Below are 19,543 nucleotides of genomic sequence, written 5' to 3'. Positions count from 1 at the left end.
GGGAGCAGTCCTTATCAGAGGGGCTCGGCGGCAAGCTCGCGGCAGCCGGTGTCGAGAAGGTGGAAAACATGCGGCACGAAGCTGTGCCACACATCCATGCGAAAGCGGGTGGGGCCGTCACGCCACAGCAGCACGGTGACGCCGTCGAAATTGGTGCGCCGCCCCTCGCCGGGGGCGATGCTGTCAATGTCGCGGGCGCAGCCCAGCGTCAGCAGCTCGGCGGCGCGCGGACCTTCCAGCACAAGGCTCAGCTCCCGTCCGGAGACGTTTACCAGACTGTGCGGATGCGTGGCGTAAAGCGCGGCGAACCCCGCCTCGATGCGGGGCGCCAGCGCTTCGGGGGCGTGGAGCGTCCATTCATCGGGGCCAAGGCAGATCACCTGCACCTCGCCCGCAGCGGCGCGCTGGCCGATGCGCGGCGGCAGCACCAGACCCAGCGTATCGCCAAGGGCGGCAAGCCCGTCCCGGGCGCGCAGCGACCACCGCGCGACGGGGGCCGCCACGCTGACCCGCGCGGCAGAGGTTTCCGCCATCAGGCCCGGCGCGAAAGAGGATATCGGGGCGTTCATCGTCGTCACCTCAGAGTTTCAGGCGGGCGTTTTCGGGATCGACAAAGACCATGCCGGTGATCTTGGCGGCAATCACGCGGTCGTGCATGGGGATGTGCACGGTTTCGCCCATGCGGTCCTGCCCGCCTTCGACCAGCGCCAGCGCGATGGGCCGTCCGGCGGCGTCCGAGTGATAGGAGGAGGTGACATGGCCCACCATCTTCATCGGCAGCGGCTGGTTCGGGTCGAACACGATCTGCGCGCCCTCCTCCAGCCGTGACTGATCCTCGGTCAGCAGGCCGACAAGCTGCTTGCGGCCCTTGGCGGTCAGGTCGGGCCGGGCCAGCCCGCGCTTGCCGACAAAATCCGGCTTGGCCTTGCCCACGGCCCAGCTCAGCCCCGCGTCATGGGGCGTGACGGTGCCGTCAGTGTCCTGACCCACGATGATATAGCCCTTTTCGGCGCGCAGGACGTGCATCGTCTCGGTGCCATAGGCGCAGATGTCATAGGGCTGGCCCGCGTCCCACAGGATCTGCCACAGCCTGCGGCCCATGGGGGCGGGCACGTTGACCTCGAATCCGATCTCGCCGGTAAAGCTGACGCGGAACAGCCGCGCAGGCATGCCCGCCACGGTGCAGTCCACGCAGGACATATGCGGGAAGGCCGCCTCGGTCAGCTCGACCCCGTCGACCAGCGGCGCCAGCAGCTTGGCGGCATTGGGGCCGTTCAGCGCGATGGTCGCCCAGTGTTCGGTGGTCGAGGTCAGCCAGACCTGCAGATCCGGCCATTCGGTCTGCAGGTAATCCTCCATCATGGTCAGCACCCGCGCCGCACCGCCGGTCGTGGTGGTGACGTGAAAGCGGTCCTCGGTCATGCGCCCGATCACGCCATCGTCGCGGATGAAGCCGTCATCGCCGCAAAGCAGGCCATAGCGGCAGCGGCCCGGCGCCAGCTTGGTCCATGGGTTGGTATACATGCGGTTCATGAATTCCACCGCATCCGGGCCCACCACCTCGATCTTGCCAAGGGTGGAGGCGTCGAACATGCCGACCGAGGCGCGGGTGGCCACACATTCCCGGCGCACGGCATCGTCCATGCTTTCGCCCGCTTCCGGGAAATACCACGCGCGCCGCCACTGCCCCACCGGTTCAAACACCGCGCCGTAGTCCTCGGCCCAGCTGTCGATGCGGGTCTTGCGCGTCACCTCGAAATGCGCGCCGCGATGATAGCCCGCAAAGGCCCCGAACGAGGTGGGCGTATAGGGCGGGCGGAAGGTGGTCAGACCCACCTGCGGCGGCGCCTTGCCAAGCGCGTCGGCGGCGATGTTCAGCCCGTTGATGTTGGACATCTTGCCCTGATCGGTGGCCATGCCGTTGGTGGTGTAGCGTTTGACATGCTCGATCGACCGCATGCCCTCGCGCACGGCCAGCCGCAGATCCTTGGCGGTCACGTCGTTCTGGTAATCGACAAAGGCCTTGGCGCGGCCCGGATCGCGGTCGGTCGGCAGTTCCCTGCGGCTTTCGCCCTGTCCGGGGCGGTCGTCCTGCACCTCATAGGCCCGCGCGATCCCCGCAGCGCCCAGGTCCGCCGCCACGGCGCGGCCCTTTTCGGCGCCGTCCTGCAGCGCCGCCGCGATCCCCCACAGGCCGCGGCTCGCCCCGGCGATCACGCAATCCTCGGGCGTGTCCTTCGGCAGGAAGGTGGTCAGATCCTCGTCCCATGCCAGCGATCCGCGCGTGTGCGAGAACAGATGCAGCGACGGCGTCCAGCCCCCGGACATCAGCACCGCGTCGCAGCGGATCGTCGCGGCGGCACCCACCGTGCCGTTCAGCACCGGGTTGATGCGCAGCGACGCGACCCGCAGCCGCCCGCTGCTGGCGGTGGCGGTATGCGACAGCTTCACCGGGATGCCGCGCCTGTCCGCCTCGGCCCGCAGATCGGGCCGCACGGTGGCGCGGGTGTCGACGATCGCCTGCACCTTGGCGCCCGCATCGGCCAGATCAAAGGCCGCATACCACGCGCTGTCATGCGAGGTCAGCACGACCGGCTGCCGGCCCACCAGCACGCCATAGCGGTTGAGATAGGTCTGCGCCGATCCGGCCAGCATCACGCCGGGGCGGTCATTGCCGTGAAACACCAGCGGCTTTTCCAGCGCGCCCTGCGCCAGCACCACCCGCTTGGCCCGCACCCGCCACATGCGTTCGCGCGGCGTGTCGGCGGGCTGCTGCGGCAGATGATCGGTCAGCTTTTCGACCATGCCGATCATGTTCTGGTGGTAATAGCCGATGGCGGTGGTGCGGGTCATCACCCTGACGCCCGCAGCCCGCAGCGCGGCAAGCTCCTGCGCCAGCCAGACCCATGCCGGTGTGCCGCCGATGCGCGCCTGCGGTTCGGACAGCAGCGTGCCGCCCGCTTCGGAGTTCTCGTCCACCAGCACGACCCGCAGCCCTTCGGCACAGGCGGCGCGGGCGGCGGCAAGCCCGGCAGGACCGGCGCCGACGATCAGCACGTCGCAATGCAGATAGCGCGAGGCATAGCTGTCGGGATCTTCTTCGCTGGGTGACACGCCCAGACCGGCGGCGGCGCGGATGAACGGCTCATAGACCTTGTCCCAGAAGCTTTTGGGCCACATGAAGGTCTTGTAATAGAACCCTGCGGAAAACAGCATGTAGGCGGCGTCATTCACCGCGCCGATGTCCCATGTCAGGCTCGGGAACTTGTTCTGCGAGGTTGTCTCCAGCCCGTCCCAGATCTCCTGCACGGTGGCGCGGGTGTTGGGCTCGAACTGGCCCTTGCCGCGGCGGGTGCCGATCAGGGCATTGGGCTCTTCCGATCCGGCGGCGACGGGGCCGCGCGGGCGGTGATACTTGAACGACCGGCCCATCAGGTGGATGCCGTTGGCCAGCAGCGCCGAGGCGACGGTATCGCCGCGCAGGCCCCGGATGCGCCTGCCGTCAAAGGTGAAGTCCACCGGCTGGGCAGTCTCGACGCGGCCCTTGCCCGCAACGCGATAGCGGCTCATGTCAGGCTCTCCGTCAGGCTGGCAAGGTCTGGACGCGGTGCGCCCGCCCGGTAGGTGGTCAGGAACTTGTCGGACACGGTGTCGCGCACCGCGTTGAAGAACCGCCCGCAGCCGTGCTGATGCCGCCAGCGTTCGAAATGCGGCCCCTTGGGGTTTTCGCGGATGAACAGGAACTCTTCCCACTGCTCATCGGTCTGGGCGGACGGATCCTGCGGGCGCAGGACATGCGCCTGACCGGCATAGGCGAATTCGGCCTCTGGCAGGGTTTCGTCACAATAGGGGCAATGGATCAGCAGCATTGGTCAGTCCCTCAATGCGCGACGGCGGCGGCGGCCGCCTCGTCGATCAGGCGGCCCGTGCGGAACCGCTCCATGGTGAAGGGCGCGTTGATCGGGTGCGGTTCATCCTTGGCCACGGTCCAGGCAAAGGTATGCGCCGCGCCCGGTGTCGCCTTGAACCCGCCAGTGCCCCAGCCGCAGTTGACATAAAGCCCCGGCACCGGGGTTTTGGAGATGATGGCGGAGCGGTCCGGCGTCACGTCGACGATGCCGCCCCATTTCCGCAGCATCCGCATGCGGTTGAAGATCGGGAACACCTCGGTGATCGCGGCCACGGTATGTTCGATCAGCGGCAGGCCGCCGCGCTGGCTGTAGCTGGTATACTGGTCGGTGCCCGAGCCGATCACCAGCTCGCCCTTGTCGGACTGGCTGATATAGGCATGCACCGCGTTCGACATGACCACGCAGGGAAAGACCGGCTTGATCGGTTCCGACACCAGCGCCTGCAGCGGATAGCTTTCCAGCGGCAGGCGCACGTCTGCGGTCTGCATCACGACCGAGGTGTGACCGGCAGCCGACACCGCCACCTTCTTTGCGCGGATGAAACCCTTGGCGGTTTCGACCCCCGCGACCGAGCCATCGGGATGGCGGCGGATCGCCGTGACCGGGCAGTTCTGGAGGATGTCGACGCCGCGCATCGCGGCCCCCCGGGCATAGCCCCATGCCACGGCATCATGCCGCGCCGTGCCCGCCCGTTCCTGCAGCGCGCCGCCCATCACCGGATAGCGGGCCTTGGGCGAAATCGACAGCGGCGGGCAGTAGTCCTTGCACTCCTGCGGGGTCAGCCAGCGGTTGTCGACGCCGTTCAGCCGGTTGGAATGGATGTGCCGCTTGAAGCTTTGCACGTCATGCACGTTATGGGCGAGCATCAGCACGCCCCGGCGCGAATACATGACGTTGTAATTCAGTTCCTGGCTGAGGTTCTCCCACAGATCGACGGAGTGATCGTAAAGCCGCGCGCTTTCGTCATAAAGATAGTTCGACCGGATGATCGTGGTGTTGCGCCCGGTATTGCCGCCGCCCAGCCAGCCCTTGTCGATCACCGCGACATTGGTGATGCCGTGCTCCTTGGCCAGATAATAGGCGGCACCCAGACCATGCCCGCCCGCGCCGACGATGATCACGTCATATTCGGCCTTGGGCTGGCTGTCGGGCCATTGCTCGGTCCAGCCCTTGTTGCCGAAGAAGGCGTGTTTCAGCAGGCTGAACGCACTGAAATGGGACATGGGCGGCACCTTCTGGGGAAAACTTGCCGCCTAGGGCTAAGCGTCGCGCCGGTTCGATGTCGGTAGATTTGCGTCACAAAGCCTGTATGATCGCGCCATGCGCCAGACCGATCCCCTGTCCCGGACCACATCCCGCAAGCGGCTGAGCGTGGCGTTCCTGCTGGCGGAAAACTTCACGCTGTCGGCCTTTGCCAATTTTGTCGACGTGCTGCGGCTTGCCGCCGACGAGGCGGACAAGTCGCGCCCGATCCTGTGCGACTGGTCGGTGCTGTCGGACACGCTGGCGCCGATCCGGTCCAGCTGCGGGGTCAAGGTCACGCCTGACACGCTGCTGCGGCGGGCGGCGGCGCCGGATTATCTGGTGGTGGTGGGCGGGGTGATGAATGACCGCTCTGCGCTGAACCCCGCCGAACGCGCCTATCTTCAAGCGCGCGCCCATGCCGGAACGCCGCTGGTCGGGCTTTGCACGGGGGTGTTCCTGCTGCATGAATCGGGCCTGCTGGACGGCTATCGCTGCTGCGTCAGCTGGTTTCACCATCAGGATTTTGTCGACCGCTTCGAGGCGGTGCAGCCGGTGTCGGACCAGATCTTCGTGGTGGACCGCGACCGGCTGACCTGTTCCGGCGGCCATGGCGCGGCGCATCTGGCAGCCTTTCTGGTCTCGCGCCATGTCGGGCAGAACGCCGCGATCAAAAGCCTGAACATCATGATGATCGATGCGGCCCTGCGCGGCGAGCAGGCGCAGCCCGGACAGCAGATCGCCCGCACCCCGCGCGACGCGCTGGTCAAGCGCGCCATCCTGCGGATGCCGCAGAACATCGAAACACCGCTGCCGGTCGCAACGCTGGCGGATCAGCTGCAGGTCGGGCGGCGGACGCTGGAACGCCGCTTCCGCGAGGATCTGGGGCAGACCCCGGCCAAGATCTATCTTGATCTGCGGCTGGACCGGGCGCTGCTGCGGCTGCGCACGACCCCGGATGCCATCGCCGACATCGCGCTGGCCAGCGGGTTCTGCGACGGCCCGCATCTTGCCCGCACGCTCCGGGCGGAGCGTGGCTTTTCCCCGGCGGAATATCGCAAGGCGCAGGCCCGGCGCGACGATGACCTGCCGACGGTGGGCGTGCTGCTGAACCAGACCGGCTGACCGCGCGGCACGCGCCCCTCCGGCCATAAGGCAGGGGAGGCGCCGTCACAGCGGCGGCGGCGGCACCATTTCGGGCCGGGCGCTGCGGCGGCACAGGAACACCTCCGGTTCGGGGCGGGCCGTGATCGCAAAGCCCGCGCTGCGCAGCATGGCGGCGATGGCGGGACCGTTGGGGACAAACCAGTTGGTCGGATCCCCCGAATAGCGGTGTTCGACAAAATGCAGCCGGGGAAAGTCGGGCCGGTCGAAAAGCGAAGTTTCCTCAAAGGGATAATCCGCCTCTACCGGGCCTTCCTCTGCCGCGCCGCGCATCAGCGACTGGAACAGCAGCAGGTCATCGGCCACATGCTCGTGGATCATGTCCAGCGCCAGCAGCGGGTGGCGCAGGTGGTAGAACACCCCCATGAACAGCACCAGATCGAAGCGTTCCTTCAGCCTGCCGATGTCATAGACTGACATCTGCCGCAGTTCGATATCCTCGCCCGCCTCGGCGACGGCGAATTCCGCCTGCCGCAGGTAATGCGGGTCGCTGTCGATGCCCAGCACCCGCCCGGCGCCGCGCCGCTTCATCTCCAGCGCGAAGAACCCGGCATTGCAGCCGATGTCCAGAACGCTGCGCCCCTGCAGATCCTCGGGCAGCACATGGCGGAACCCTTCCCATTTCAGGCGCGGGTAATCCCCCAGAAAATGGTCCGGAGCGGTCTGCACCCCCCCGATGGTCAGGTTGTGAAACCACGGGCCAAGCCCGGTGATCCGGTCGCGCAGGGCGGTCTGTGCGGTTTCTGTCATTCGGCGGCTCCCTGATGCTGGATCCATGGGTCATCCGGCTGCTCGGCACGCCGCCGGGGCGGCTGCGGTGGGACGGGGCGGGGGGTGGCCACGTCCAGCTGCATCCGGAAATGTGCGATCGTGGCGCCCAGCCCCTCGTGCAGCGGCACCTCGGGCTGCCAGCCCAGCAGACGCCGCGCTGCCGAGATGTCCGGGCGGCGGCGGCGCGGGTCATCCTCGGGCAGCGGGCGGAACACCAGACCCGACGGCGATCCGGTCATGTCCAGCACCTGTTCCGCCAGATCGAGGATCTCGTATTCGTCGGGATTGCCCAGATTGACGGGCTGCACCGGGTTCGGCTCCAGCTCCATCAGCTGCTGCAGGCCCAGCACCAGATCCGAGACAAAGCAGAAGGACCGCGTCTGCCGCCCGGTGCCGTGGATGGTCAGATCCCGCCCCGACAGCGCCTGCACGATCAGGTTCGACACGATCCGCCCGTCATCGCGCTGCATGCGCGGGCCATAGGTGTTGAAGATGCGGGCGACGCGGGCATCGACCCGGCCCTGCCGCTGCATGTCGAAACACAGCGTCTCGGCGGCGCGCTTGCCCTCGTCGTAACAGGCGCGCGGCCCGGTGCAGCTGACATTGCCGTGGTAATCCTCGTGCTGCGGGTGCTGTTCGGGATCGCCGTAAACCTCGCTGGTCGAGGCCTGCAGGAAGCGCGCGCCATGGGTTTCGGCCAGCGCCAGCATGTTGGCGGCGCCGTTGACGCAGGTCATCATGGTGTGGATCGGATCGGCCTGATAGCGCGCGGGGGAGGCCGCGCAGGCAAGGTTGTAGATCCGGTCCAGCCGTTCCTCATGGGCATAGGGGGTGCAGACATCACCTTCCACCAGCGCAAAGCGGGGGTGGTTCAGCAGCGGGGCGATATTGGCGCGCGATCCGGTCAGGAAGCTTTCCAGACAGGTGACGTGGTGCCCCGCCGCAAGCAGGGCGTCGCACAGATGCGATCCGACAAATCCGGCCCCGCCGGTGACAAGGATGTTCAGGCGCCGCTTGGCTGACATGGGACTCATTGGGTCGATCCTTCCAGAAAGGGCTCATGACGCGGGGGGCGCGCACCGGCCCCGGGGCTCAGGGCGCGCAGCAGGTCTTGGGCGCGGGCGGCCCCGGTATGGGATGTGGCGACGATCCGGCGCGCGGTCTGGCCGATGGCGCAGGCGGCCTTTTCGGGCTTGCACAGCGCGGTCAGCACGTCGTCGCGGCTGCGCGCGATCAGGATCGCCTCGTCCTCGGGGAAAAGCCCGTCCAGCCCCGGCCATGGATCGCTGATCACCGGCGTCGCGCAGGCCGCCGCCTCGAACAGCCGGACCGAGGGCGACCAGCCCGCCGCGATCATGTCATCCCGCGTCACGTTCAGGGTAAAGCGCTGGCGGCTGTAGAACGAGGCGTGTTTTTCGGGCGGCAGATGGTCGATGCGGTCGACATTGCCGGGCCAGTCGAGGCTGTCGGGATATTGCGGCCCCGCCACGACGAAGCGCAGGTCGGGCCGGGCGCGGGCGGGTTCTATCAGCAACTCGTTAAGCCGCACCTGCCGGTCGGGGCTGTAGGTGCCAAGATAGCCCAGATCCCAGATCTTGGGCTCGTCGGTGGGGTGGTAGCGCTGCGCATCCACCGAACAGAACAGCGCCTCGGCGCGCCGCGCGCCCCAGTCGCGCTGCAGCTCGTTCAGCACCTGTCCGCCGCTGAACGACAGATAAAGATCAAAGAGCGGGATCTGGCGGCGGGCCAGATATTCCTCCTCGCCCTGCCGCAGCCGCGCCAGCGTCACCGGCGTGTCGATGTCATAAAAGCAGAAGCGCCGCAGATCCATCGCCGCCAGCCGGTCGATCAGGCCGATCCCGTCCGGCACATAGGATCCGACGATCACGGCATCGGCGGCGCGCAGCCGGTCGGCATGGCGGGCCAGCACCTGTTCGGGATCGTCGTAAAGCTCCAGCTCGCAGAACTGCGGATCCGGCAGGTCGCGCTGCGCCGCATACCACGGCACGTCGCGTTCCAGAAACAGCACCCGGTGCCCCTGATCGGCGAGCCCCCGGATCAGCGCGCGGTAGGTGGTGGCGTGGCCATTGCCCCAGGACGAGGTCAGGGACAGGCCGAAGATGACGATATCCATGGGCGCGGTCATTCGGCGGCAACCTTTCTGGACTGGGCGGCGCGCAGAAAACAGGCATGCGCCTCGCGCGCGCGGTGGTCATAGGTGTGATCGGTCAGCAGCCGCGCCTGCGCCGCAGCGCCAATGGCGCGGGCGCGCTCCGGCGTCAGCCCCACAAGGATCTCGGCGACGTCGCGCCCGTCACGGGCGACCAGCACCTCGGATCCGGGCGCAAGGAAGGCGTCGATCCCCTCCCAGTAATCTGTGATCAGGCAGGCGCCGACGCCTGCCGCCTCGAACACACGGGTTGCGGGCGAAAAGCCGGTGGCGGCCATGCTGTCGCGGCTGATGTTCAGCACCGCCATGGGCGAGCAGTTGAAGCGGTTGTGATCCCCGGTGCCGACATGGCCCAGATGGGTGACATTGGCGGGCAGCTGCTGCGGATCCCAGCCCGAGCCGCCCAGCAGGAACTCCAGATCGGGCAGGTCGGCTGCGGGTTTCAGGAAAAACTCCGCCACGCGGGCCTCGCGGTCCGGCAGCCGGTTGCCCAGAAAGGACAGGGCTGCGGCGAAGCGGTCCTGCGGCGCCACGGCAAAATGCGTGTCGGGATCCAGCGCGTTGTAGATCGGCACGCACCAGCGCGCCCCCAGCCCGCGATAGGCCGCGACCACCGCATCGCCGCCGCCATAGGTCAGCACCATGTCGAGATCGGGCAGGCAGCGGCGCAGCGGATCATCCGGCGCGGCCCGCAGCGCGGCCAGCGTCGCGGGCGCGTCGACATCCCAGAACACCCGCAGCGCGTGTGGGGCGGCATGGGTCATGACCCGCTCCAGCAGCAGGTCATCGGCATACCCCACGCCCGACGCCTTGACCACGATATCCGCCGCCGCCGCCTGACGGGCGGCAGTTTCCAGCCCTTCGGGCGTGGCGGGGTAGACCACCACCCGGGCCCAGTCCGGCGGGGAGATGTCGCGATGCGCCTGCCGGTCAAAGGCATCGGGTTCGTAAAAGGTGATGTCGTGGCCCAGCCGGGACAGCGCCTTCAGCAGGCCCCGGTAATAGGTGGCAGCCCCGTTCCAGTACGAGGACAGCAGGCTTGATCCATAAAACGCGATCTTCATTCCGCGGCCTCCGTTGCCAGCGCGGCGCGTCCGGGCGCCAGAGTTTCGATGATGCCGAACAGCTCGTCGACGCGGTGGCGGCAGGTGTGCCGGGCCCGGATCGTGGCCAGCCCCTCGCGGCGCAGGCTGTCGGCCAGCGCGGGATCGCCCAGCACCGCGCGAAGATGGCGCTGCATCTCGGCGCCGTCGCGGGCGACCAGATGATCGGTGCCCGGACGGAACAGCCCTTCGGCATCGTCCCAAGGGGCAGAGACCAGCGGGATGCCGCAGGCCATGGCCTCGAACGGGCGGATGGTGGGAATGCCGGGCAGCGACTGCACATAGGGGCGGCGCGGCACATGCACGGTGACGCGGTGCCGGGCAAAGGCGTGCGGCACCTCGGCATTGGCGATCCAGCCGCCAAACTCCAGCCCCGCCTCGGCCAGCCGGGCCTTGGCGCTGTCGGGGTAGCGCACGCCGCGCACCGTGGCGCGCAGCCCCAGCGCCTCGGCGGGGCGGATCAGGTATTCCTCCAGCTCGGCGGTGCGTTCGTCATCACCCCAGTTGCCGATCCAGATCAGGTCGCCCTCCACGGGTGCGTCCAGCGGGCGGAACAGCCGGTCATCCGCCGCCTCGTGCCATGTGAACACCTGTCGGCCCCAGCCGCGCGCCAGATAGCGCTGCCGCAGGGTTTCGCCAAAGGCGAGGATGCCGTCATAGCCGCCCAGATCCAGCCCCGCCATATCCGCATCCGAGGAGACGGCGCGGTGATGGGTGTCATGGAAGAACAGCAGAAACCCCGCCTCGCGCCGCAGCGCGCCGATCCGCGCCGCCAGCGCGGGATCGGTCCATTCATGGACGATGACCACATCCGCCCCGTCCAGCGCCGCGGCATGGTCAAAGCTGGCATCGTAGCTTTGCGCGCGCAGATCCGGAAACCGCGTGAAAAACGCCTGTTCCGCCCCGGGGCCCTGATCGGCGCGCAGGTTCTCGCGGCTCCAGCCGCCCTGCGGTTCCAGCGCCAAAGCCTCGTGCCCCCGCGCCACCAGATCGCCCATCACGCCCCGCAGGAAATGCGCGTTGCCATGGTTCCAGTCAGAGACAAGGGAATGGGTGTAAAAGACGAAACGCATCAGGCCAGCTTCCTTTCTTGGTGTGGCGCCCCGAACAGCGCCGCCATCGCCCGCGCCTGCCGGTCCGGGCAGAACTGCCGCGCGCGGCGCTGCCCCGCCTCGGCCAGCCGCGCCCGCAGCTGGTCGTTGCGGGACAGGTCATTGATCCGCGCGGCAAAGGCTGCGGCATCGCCGGGCGGGGCAAACAGCGCCGCATCCGCCCAGATCTCGCGGTAGGTCGGGATGTCCGACAGCACCAGCGCGGCACCGCCCGCCGCCGCCTCCAGCGCGGCAAGCCCGAAGGGTTCATAGACCGAGGGAGAGACGAAGATCCCCGCCTCGGCGGCGGCGCGGCGCAGATCGGCATGGGGGCGGCTGCCCTGCGCCTTGGCATGATGAAACGCCGCCGCCGCCACGCCGTCGCGCGCGACGGGGCCAAAGGCCAGCACCGGCCAGTCAGTCAGCGCCGCCGCAGCATCGAGCGTGGCGGCATCCTTGCCCTCGTCCCACCAGCGGGCGGCGGCATAGACGAAGGGCTGGCGGTGCAGGCCCGGTGCGGGGGGTGCGATGGCGTTCGGCACCACGCCGACCGGGTCCGCAGCGGGATAGCAGCGCGCCGTCAGATCCGCATGCGCCCGGCTGGGGGCCAGCACCTGATCGGCGCGCGCCATGCCTTCGGCGTTCAGATCGCGCTGCCAGCGCCATGCGGGCGGCACGTCGCTGCCCCGGACCGCGCGGAACCATGTGACCACGCAGGAATGGGTCACCGCAATGACGCGGGCGCGGGTGGTCAGCCCCGCCGCCTGCGACGGGGCGTTGACCTGCAGCACATCCGCGCCGGTCTCTGCCACCAGCGCGTCAAGCGCGGGGGCCACGGCGGCCAGATCGGCGCGGTCCGGCACGGTCCAGTCCAAGGGCAGCCCGGTCCAGCGCAGATCGGCCACCGCACGCGCCTCGGCCATCCGGGCGGCGGAGGGCGGCGCGCCGAAGCCCGCCAGCACCGTGGCGATGCCCTGCCGCCGCAGCCCGCGCGCCAGATCCAGCGCATAGGTCCACACGCCGCCCGCCGCATCGCAGGTCATCAGCACCCGCATGTGCGCTCCAGTTCCGGCAGGGGCAGCGGCTGCTGATCCTGAATGTCGCTGAACTGCCGGAAGGCCTGCAGGTAATGGCGGTGCGCCCGTTCCCATGCCTGATCGTCGGGCGCGCCCCAAAGCTGCCGGTAGCTGGGCGAGCTGGGATAGGGGTAAAGCGGCACCGGTTCGTTGGCCCAGACGCCATGCCCCAGCAGATGGCCGCGCCAGTGCTCCACCAGCGCCGGGTCATCCTCGACCACGCCGATCAGGTTGGCCTGAACAAAGGGCACGTGCCGCCGCGCCTCGATCAGGCGCTCGGCCAGTTCCGGCGTGTCCATCCGGCAGCGTTTCGCCAGCTGTTCGCGGCCCTCCACGGTCAGGCTTTCCAGCCCCGCCTCGATGGACACGCAGCCCGCGCGGCCCAGCAGATCCAGCATCGCGGGTTTCCACAGGTCGATCCGGGTCTGGATCCCGAAGACCACGTCCCGCGCCACCAGCGCCTCCAGCAGCGCGGTCTGCGGCAGGAAGATCTCGTCGATGAAATAAAGATAGCCGACACCTTGCGCGATCAGCGCGTCGATCTCCTGCAGCAGCGGCTCCAGATCACGGCGGCGGTAGCCATCGCGGAAGTCCATCTTGGCGCAGAAACTGCATTCATAGGGGCACCCGCGCGAGGCTTCGACCTCGGCGCCCGCGCCCCGGCGGGGGCTGTCGCTGTCGAAGCGGTGGTGGTGATGGGTGTGGCGCCCGATCCAGTCGGCAGGCCACGAGAGGGCAGCATGATCGGTGAAGCGGCTGATCGCCTGCGCCCCCGACAGCACCACGCGGCCCTCCTCCAGCCGGGCGGTGCCGGGGATTTCGGACCAGTCGCTGCTGCTCGCAAGCCGGGCCACCACCTCTTCGCATTCGCCGCGGATCACCAGATCCACCCCCAGCTTGCGCAGGGTCGGGGCGGGGGTCGCGGATCCATGCGGCCCCACCGCCACCTCGCGCCCGCCGCGCCCGGCGAGATGGTCCAGAAACTCGGCGGGCACCCGCAGTTCGGGCTGCGCGCAGCGCCAGAACAGATAGGTGGGCGCGGTGGTCACCACGGTCATGGCAGGGGCAAATTCCGCCACCCGGCGGGCCAGTTCGGCGTTGTCCAGCCCCTGAAGCTGACCGTCGAGCATCAGCACCTCATGGCCGTCGCGGTCCAGCAGGGCGCGGGAATAGCCAAGCTCCAGCGGCAGATGCGGGTCGCGGCAGCCGAAATAGATGCTGCCCTCATAGGTCCAGTGCGGATTGACGAGTGCAACTTTCATGCGGAAACCTTCCGTCTGGTTCGGATGTCGGGGGTCTGCGGCAGGCGGTGCCGGGCCAGCCAGTCGCGCAAGGACGCGACGCCGTCTTTCCAGCCCACGACCGGCTGCCAGCCGGTGGCCTCGGTCAGGGCGCGGGTGTCGGCCACGAAATAGCGCTGGTCGCCGGTGCGGGTGCGGTCATGGGTGATTTCCGGCGCCACACCCTGCAGCCTGCCGATTTCGGCCAGAAGCCGGTTCAGGCTGACGGCATTTTCCGGCCCGCCGCCCAGATTGAAGGCCCGGCCGGAAATCGCGTCGATCCGGTCCAGCGTGGCGCGATAGGCGGCCACGGCATCGGACACATGCAGGATGTCGCGCACTTGATCGCCGTCCCCGAACAGCGTGATGGGCTCGCCCGCCAGCGCGCGCAGCAGGAAATGTGCGACCCAGCCCTGATCCTCGGTGCCGAACTGGTGGGGGCCGTAGATGCAGCTCATCCGCAGCACCGCGCTCTGCATCCCGTAAGAGCGGGCGTAATCCAGCACATACTGCTCTGCCACGCCTTTGGAACAGCCATAGGGCGTGTGGAAATCCAGCGGACGGTCCTCGCCGATGCCGCGCGCGCGCAGGGCGGGATCGGCGGGCAGATAGCCTTCGGCCAGATGATCCAGCGCCACATCCTCCAGATCGCCATAGACCTTGTTGGTGGAGGCATAGATCACCGGAATCCGCCGCCCCGTGGCGCGCACCGCCTCCAGCAGGTTGACGGTGCCGCGGGCGTTCACCTCGAAATCGCCCGACGGATGGGCAAGGCTGGTGGTCACCGCCGTTTGTGCCGCAAGATGGAAAACGGCGCGCGCCTCCTCCAGCCCGGCGGGGGCGCAGCGCGGATGGCGGATGTCGGCCACATGCACCGCCGCGCGCGCCCCGTAGGTGTCGCGCAGCCATTCAAGGTTCTGCTCCACCCCGGGGCGGCACAGGTTGTCGAGCAGCAGCACCTCCTCGCCCTCGGCCAGAAAGCTTTCGGCAAGGTTGGTGCCGATGAAGCCGCAGCCGCCGGTGATGACCACCGGGCGCGCCCAAGTCCGGCGCAGGGAAGGGGCGGCCAGTGCCGCCACATGGCGGGCCCGCGCCGCGCCACCTTCGGTCAGCAGCCGGGCCAGAAGTTTCGGGCGGTTCGCGGCATCGACCGCGCCCATGTGATAGTGCCGCGCGTCGAACCAGTGGCCTTCCTGCACCGCGATCTCGTCGGCGATGTCGCGCCACGCATACCAGTAGAGCCGGTCGGCGGGCGCGTCATGGGCGGCCAGATACTGCCGCACCTGTTCCATCTCGTCATGGGCCCATGTGGAATAGCCGGCTTCGGTGATCCAGAGCCCGGCCTTGGGATTATAGCGGTCAAGGATGTCGCGGGCGGAGGCCAGCTGCGCCTCCCAGCCCTGCCATGCGCCCGCCTCGCTGTCCCACGTGCCGGGAAAGCCGTGCACGCCCACGGCATTGACCAGCGCCAGCAGCCCGCGCTGGCCCATCAGGTCCAGCCAGATCGGATCGAACGGGCTTGGCCCGCCCAGCACCACCGGAAAGCCGCGCGCCCGCACCCAGTGCGCCGCGTCGATCATCATCTCGGAATAAAGACAGTGGTCGGGATCGGCGCGCCAGTCCCAGTCCAGCAGGTTGTTGGGTTCGTTCCACAGCTCCACCGCCTCGAAATGGCGGCCATGGCGGGTCAGGATCAGATCGACAAAATCCGCAAAATCCCGCAGCCGGTGCGGTGCGCCGGAACTCCGCCCGGTGCGCGACAGCGACGGCGGCGTGTAGTGGAAACAGGGCATCAGGTCGAAGGCGTCGCCCAGCTGGGGCATCAGCCAGTCATACCATGCCTCGGCCCCCTCCATGTGATATTCGGCCCATGAAAACTGCGTCCGCAGACGGCGCACGCCCGCCGCGCGCATCATGGCGATGGCGGTTTCGGCATGGGCGTGGTCGCCCATGCGGAACCATTCGACAAAGCCCAGCGGGGCGGTCTGGCTGGCGGCATCGGTCATCTGACCAGCCCCCGCTCTTCCAGTTCGCGCCGCATCTCGGCACCCCGGTCGACCGAGGTTTCGGCGGCGATCCATGCCGCCAGTTCCGGCATCGACTCCTCCAGCCGCTTTTCCGGGCGGAAGCCCAGCAGGTCGCGCGCCTTGGTGAGGTCGGCGAAACAGTGGCGGATGTCGCCTGACCGCGCGCGGTTCAGGATCTCGGGGGCAAGCTCGGGCCGGTCCAGCGCATGGGCCAGCATCTCGGCGACGGAGGCGATGGAATAGGCGTGACCGCTGCCGATGTTCAGCACATGCCCGGCGGCGGCGGGCTGGTCCATGGCCAGACGGAAGGCCCGCGCGATGTCATCGACATGCACGAAGTCGCGCATCTGCCGCCCGTCCTCGAACACCGTGGCGCGGCTGCCATTGATCAGCCGGGATCCAAAATTCGCCAGCACGCCGGTATAGGGGTTGGACAGCGCCTGACCGGGGCCGAACACGTTGAAAAGCCGCAGCGCCACGGTTTCCGTCGGATAGGTCGCGCCAAAGATCATCGCGGCGCGTTCCTGCGCAAACTTTGTCAGCGCGTAGATGGAGGCCAGATCCACCGGCTTGTCCTCGGGGGTGGGCAGCGGCAGCAGCGGCGCGCCCGAGGCATCGACCGGATCCCAGCGGCCCGCGTCCAGATCGGCGGCGCTGCGCCGGGCATCGGTCACCGTCTCGCCGCTCTGGCTGCGATAGAGGCCTTCGCCATAGACGCTCATCGACGAGGCCAGCACCAGACGGGGCACGGGTTCGGCGATCAGCGCCTCCAGCAGCACGGCGGTGCCCAGATCATTGGCCCCGGTATAGCGGGCGATCTCATACATGGACTGGCCCACCCCCACCTCGGCTGCGAGGTGAAAGACGCCGTCCACGCCCCTGACCGCGCGCCGGACCGTATCGGCATCGCGCATGTCGCCTTCGATGAACTCCACATCGGGCAGGCTGGGCCGGGTGTCGCCATGGACCTGCGGCACCAGAGAATCCAGCACCCGCACCTCGGCGCCCCGTGCCAAGACCTCGCGGGTGAGGGCGCGGCCGATGAAACCGCAGCCGCCTGTGATGAGATATGTCGTCATGACCCCTCGCGCTGTTCGCTGTGTCTGATGGCAGCCTGAACAGCATCAGCAGTCGGATGTTCCTGAAGTTTCTCCGCGCCGGGCCGGGACGCGCGGAAAATCGCAGGCGGCGGCAGGGGCTGTCCCGGCTCGGAACAGAGCGGCGCGTGGCCGGTTCCTGCCCCGTGGCGCTGGCGTCTGACCCGTCCCGCGCCACGGCGCCGCATCACCCAAAGGAGACCGCCATGACCACATCCACCACCACGACCGATCACGACACGATCCGCCGCTGGGCCGAGGCCCGCGACGGCAATCCGGCGCTTGTCCGGGGCACCGGCGAGGACGGCGTGCTGCGCATCGATTTCAACGAACGCGAGGAGCGGCTGGACCCCATCAACTGGGACGAGTTCTTTCGCGTGTTCGAGCAGAACAACCTTGCCTTCCTCTATCAGGAAAAGACGGCGGACGGATCGACCAGCCGGTTCAACAAGCTGGTCCGCCGCGACACCGCCTGATCCCCGCCCTGTGGCGGGCCGCAGCACCACCCGCCGCAGGAGCTGCCCGATGGGGGGCGGGGGCAACTGCCCCGCCCCCCGGTGGTCTCAGACCTGCAGGCCGGGCTTCAGCACGACCTTGGTCCAGTCGTTCTGGTTGGTCTTGAAGTTGTCATAACCGCGGGCCGCGTCTTCCAGCGGCAGGCGGTGCGAGATGAGGAAAGTGGTGTCCAGCTCGCCCTCCTGAATGCGGCGCAGCAGCTCGGCGGTGTATTTCTGCACATGCGTCTGCCCGGTGCGCAGCTGCAGGCCCTTTTCCATCAGCGCGCCCAGCGGAAACTTGTCCAGAAAGCCGCCATAGACGCCGGGAACCGACACCCGGCCGCCCTTGCGCACCGCCATCAGCGCCTCGCGCAGCGCGTGCCCGCTATCGGCGCCCACGCCCACGGTCTGCTTGAAGTTGTCCATCACCGTGTCGGGCGCAAAGCCATGCGCCTCCATGCCGACGGCGTCGATCACCGCATCGGGGCCAAGCCCGCCCGATAGCTCCATCAGCGCCTCCAGCACATGGGTCTGGGTGTAGTCGATGACCTGCGCGCCCAGCTTGCGCGCCAGCGCCAGCCGGTTCGGATAATGGTCGATGCCGATGACCCGCGCCGCGCCCATGGCCAGCGCCGACTGGATGGCAAAGAGCCCCACCGGCCCGCAGCCCCAGACCACCACGGTGTCATCCGGCCCGATATCGGCATTGGCAGCGGCCATCCAGCCGGTGGGCAGGATGTCGGACAGGAACAGCACGTCGTCATCCTCCATCCCGTCGGGAATGACGATCGGCCCCACATCGGAAAACGGCACCCGGACATATTCCGCCTGACCGCCGGGATACCCCCCGGTCAGGTGCGAATAGCCGAAGAGCCCGCCCGTGGCATGGCCATAAAGCTTTTCCGACACGTCCTGCTTTTCCGCCGGGTTGGAATTGTCGCAGGCCGCGTATTGCTGGTGGCTGCAGAAAAAGCACGACCCGCAGGAGATGGTGAAAGGCACCACCACCCGCTGCCCCTTCTGCAGGGTGCTGCCGGGGCCGGTATCGACCACGCGGCCCATGAATTCGTGGCCAAGGATGTCCCCCGCCAGCATGCCGGGGATCACCCCGTCGTAAAGATGCAGGTCGGATCCGCAGATCGCGGTCGAGGTGACCTCGATGATGGCGTCGCGGGGATTGACGATTTCCGGGTCGGGCATGGTCTCGACGCGGACGTCGTGCTTTCCCTGCCATGTGAGTGCGCGCATGAAACTCTCCTCAGGCGGATTTGCGGTTGGCGGAGGTGGCGACCTCGCCGGTTTCCAGAAGCATCTTCAGACGCTTGAGGTCACGGCGGCCCTGAATGGCGGGCTCGGCCTGAAACAGCTTGGCGATGATCTGCCCGACCCGGCCTCCGGGCGGCACATAGGCGATGATCGCCTCCACCTCGGTGCCCCGGCGCCCGGGCGCGTCGCGGAACATGATCTTGCCCTTGGTCTCGATCTGCGAGCCGGGCGTGGACTGCCACGCGATCTGTTCGCCGGGGCGGTCGCTGACGGTCTCGGTCTCGACCCGCAGGTGGGTGTCGGCGGGGCCGCGGATCGTCCAGCGCGTCATGGCGCCCTCCGCCTCGATCTGGGTCACGTTTTCCATCACGCCTTCAAGGTTGCGGAAATCGCGCCAGAACTCGTAGACCTCCTGCCGGGGGCGGGCGATGGTCACCGTGCGCCCGGTCACCGCGTGCCGCCCGAAGCGGCTGCGGGTGGCGGTGCGGCCCGGTGCGTCATCGGGCGGATGCACGGCACCTGCGCCGTGCCTGCGGGCTGTGGTCCAGATGGCATAGCCCGCCACGCCTGCCAGCGCCCCGGCCAGCGCCAGCGTCTGGAAAAGCCCCGGCTGGGGGCGGGGCCTGTGGATGGGGCCGGAAGTCTTCAGGGTCATGACGGTCTCCTTGCGCCTCTGCGCAGAGTGAGGGTTGTCGCGCCCGGCCTGCGGCAGGCTGCCGGTGCCGGGCGAGATGGGCCTTCAACAGCCGCGCTGCGGCTGTGTTCCCGCCCGCCGCCGCGACAGGCGGAATGCCCCGGGTCAGGAACATCGCGGGCCCCACCGGGTTAGCCGGTCAGACCGAGCGAGG

General features: G+C 68.4%; 17 protein-coding genes. 2 read left to right on the top strand and 15 right to left on the bottom strand.

Annotated elements, in window-relative coordinates; all coding sequences use genetic code 11:
- Positions 1–14: 14 nt before the first annotated feature.
- Genes BLR51_RS09760 through BLR51_RS09745 form a run of 4 tightly spaced genes read right to left on the bottom strand, consistent with a single transcriptional unit; the run spans position 15 to position 5,134 of the window.
- On the bottom strand, positions 15–569 hold the full coding sequence (locus BLR51_RS09760) for a sarcosine oxidase subunit gamma (protein WP_089846358.1): 555 nt from the start codon (positions 567–569) through the stop codon (positions 15–17).
- Between the two features lie 10 nt (positions 570–579).
- Positions 580–3,570, bottom strand: a complete 2,991-nt coding sequence (locus BLR51_RS09755; protein ID WP_089846357.1) for a sarcosine oxidase subunit alpha — start codon at positions 3,568–3,570, stop codon at positions 580–582.
- On the bottom strand, positions 3,567–3,869 hold the full coding sequence (locus BLR51_RS09750) for a sarcosine oxidase subunit delta (protein WP_089846355.1): 303 nt from the start codon (positions 3,867–3,869) through the stop codon (positions 3,567–3,569). Before BLR51_RS09750 ends, BLR51_RS09755 begins: the two co-directional genes overlap by 4 nt.
- An 11-nt stretch (positions 3,870–3,880) precedes the next feature.
- Positions 3,881–5,134: a sarcosine oxidase subunit beta family protein gene (locus tag BLR51_RS09745; protein WP_089846353.1), complete on the bottom strand. Its 1,254-nt coding sequence runs from the start codon at positions 5,132–5,134 to the stop codon at positions 3,881–3,883.
- Positions 5,135–5,231: 97 nt separating this feature from the next.
- Here BLR51_RS09745 and BLR51_RS09740 point away from each other — a divergent pair, with 97 nt between their 5' ends.
- Entirely contained in the window at positions 5,232–6,278 is a 1,047-nt protein-coding gene (locus tag BLR51_RS09740) for a GlxA family transcriptional regulator (RefSeq protein ID WP_089846351.1), read from the top strand.
- A 45-nt stretch (positions 6,279–6,323) separates the two neighbouring features.
- Here the strand turns inward: BLR51_RS09740 and BLR51_RS09735 are convergent, their stop codons facing one another.
- Genes BLR51_RS09735 through BLR51_RS09695 form a run of 9 tightly spaced genes read right to left on the bottom strand, consistent with a single transcriptional unit; the run spans position 6,324 to position 16,914 of the window.
- A complete protein-coding gene (locus BLR51_RS09735; protein ID WP_089846349.1) occupies positions 6,324–7,067 on the bottom strand; it encodes a TIGR04290 family methyltransferase in 744 nt (247 codons plus the stop codon).
- Positions 7,064–8,113 carry a UDP-glucuronic acid decarboxylase family protein gene (locus BLR51_RS09730; protein ID WP_207543614.1) on the bottom strand — a complete coding sequence of 350 codons (1,050 nt, stop codon included), beginning with the start codon at positions 8,111–8,113 and terminating at the stop codon, positions 7,064–7,066. The genes BLR51_RS09735 and BLR51_RS09730 overlap by 4 nt, the downstream gene beginning before the upstream one ends.
- A gap of 5 nt (positions 8,114–8,118) precedes the next feature.
- Positions 8,119–9,222, bottom strand: a complete 1,104-nt coding sequence (locus tag BLR51_RS09725) for a CgeB family protein (RefSeq protein WP_242656695.1) — start codon at positions 9,220–9,222, stop codon at positions 8,119–8,121.
- An 8-nt stretch (positions 9,223–9,230) separates the two neighbouring features.
- Positions 9,231–10,322, bottom strand: coding sequence for a CgeB family protein (locus BLR51_RS09720; protein ID WP_089846345.1), 1,092 nt, complete (start codon positions 10,320–10,322; stop codon positions 9,231–9,233).
- The gene (locus tag BLR51_RS09715) at positions 10,319–11,434 is read right to left on the bottom strand and encodes a CgeB family protein (RefSeq protein WP_089846343.1); all 1,116 of its coding nucleotides are present in this window, start codon (positions 11,432–11,434) and stop codon (positions 10,319–10,321) included. The genes BLR51_RS09720 and BLR51_RS09715 overlap by 4 nt, the downstream gene beginning before the upstream one ends.
- Positions 11,434–12,507, bottom strand: coding sequence for a glycosyltransferase family 4 protein (locus BLR51_RS09710; RefSeq protein WP_089846341.1), 1,074 nt, complete (start codon positions 12,505–12,507; stop codon positions 11,434–11,436). The genes BLR51_RS09715 and BLR51_RS09710 overlap by 1 nt, the downstream gene beginning before the upstream one ends.
- A complete protein-coding gene (locus BLR51_RS09705) occupies positions 12,495–13,790 on the bottom strand; it encodes a TIGR04295 family B12-binding domain-containing radical SAM protein (protein ID WP_089846339.1) in 1,296 nt (431 codons plus the stop codon). Before BLR51_RS09705 ends, BLR51_RS09710 begins: the two co-directional genes overlap by 13 nt.
- Positions 13,787–15,814, bottom strand: a complete 2,028-nt coding sequence (locus tag BLR51_RS09700) for an NAD-dependent epimerase/dehydratase family protein (protein ID WP_089846337.1) — start codon at positions 15,812–15,814, stop codon at positions 13,787–13,789. The genes BLR51_RS09705 and BLR51_RS09700 overlap by 4 nt, the downstream gene beginning before the upstream one ends.
- Entirely contained in the window at positions 15,811–16,914 is a 1,104-nt protein-coding gene (locus BLR51_RS09695) for an NAD-dependent epimerase/dehydratase family protein (protein WP_089846334.1), read from the bottom strand. Before BLR51_RS09695 ends, BLR51_RS09700 begins: the two co-directional genes overlap by 4 nt.
- Before the next feature lie 224 nt (positions 16,915–17,138).
- Between BLR51_RS09695 and BLR51_RS09690 the strand changes: the two genes are divergently transcribed.
- The gene (locus BLR51_RS09690) at positions 17,139–17,408 is read left to right on the top strand and encodes a hypothetical protein (protein WP_089846332.1); all 270 of its coding nucleotides are present in this window, start codon (positions 17,139–17,141) and stop codon (positions 17,406–17,408) included.
- An 87-nt stretch (positions 17,409–17,495) separates the two neighbouring features.
- Here BLR51_RS09690 and BLR51_RS09685 read toward each other — a convergent pair whose 3' ends face one another.
- Together BLR51_RS09685 and BLR51_RS09680 are read right to left on the bottom strand one after the other, a co-directional pair.
- The gene (locus tag BLR51_RS09685; RefSeq protein WP_089846330.1) at positions 17,496–18,677 is read right to left on the bottom strand and encodes a zinc-dependent alcohol dehydrogenase; all 1,182 of its coding nucleotides are present in this window, start codon (positions 18,675–18,677) and stop codon (positions 17,496–17,498) included.
- A gap of 10 nt (positions 18,678–18,687) precedes the next feature.
- On the bottom strand, positions 18,688–19,350 hold the full coding sequence (locus BLR51_RS09680) for an SRPBCC family protein (protein ID WP_089846328.1): 663 nt from the start codon (positions 19,348–19,350) through the stop codon (positions 18,688–18,690).
- Positions 19,351–19,543 lie beyond the last annotated feature (193 nt).

It is taken from the genome of Salipiger marinus (assembly GCF_900100085.1).
Lineage (GTDB): Bacteria > Pseudomonadota > Alphaproteobacteria > Rhodobacterales > Rhodobacteraceae > Salipiger > Salipiger marinus.
This window is presented reverse-complemented; position numbering and strand designations above follow the sequence as displayed.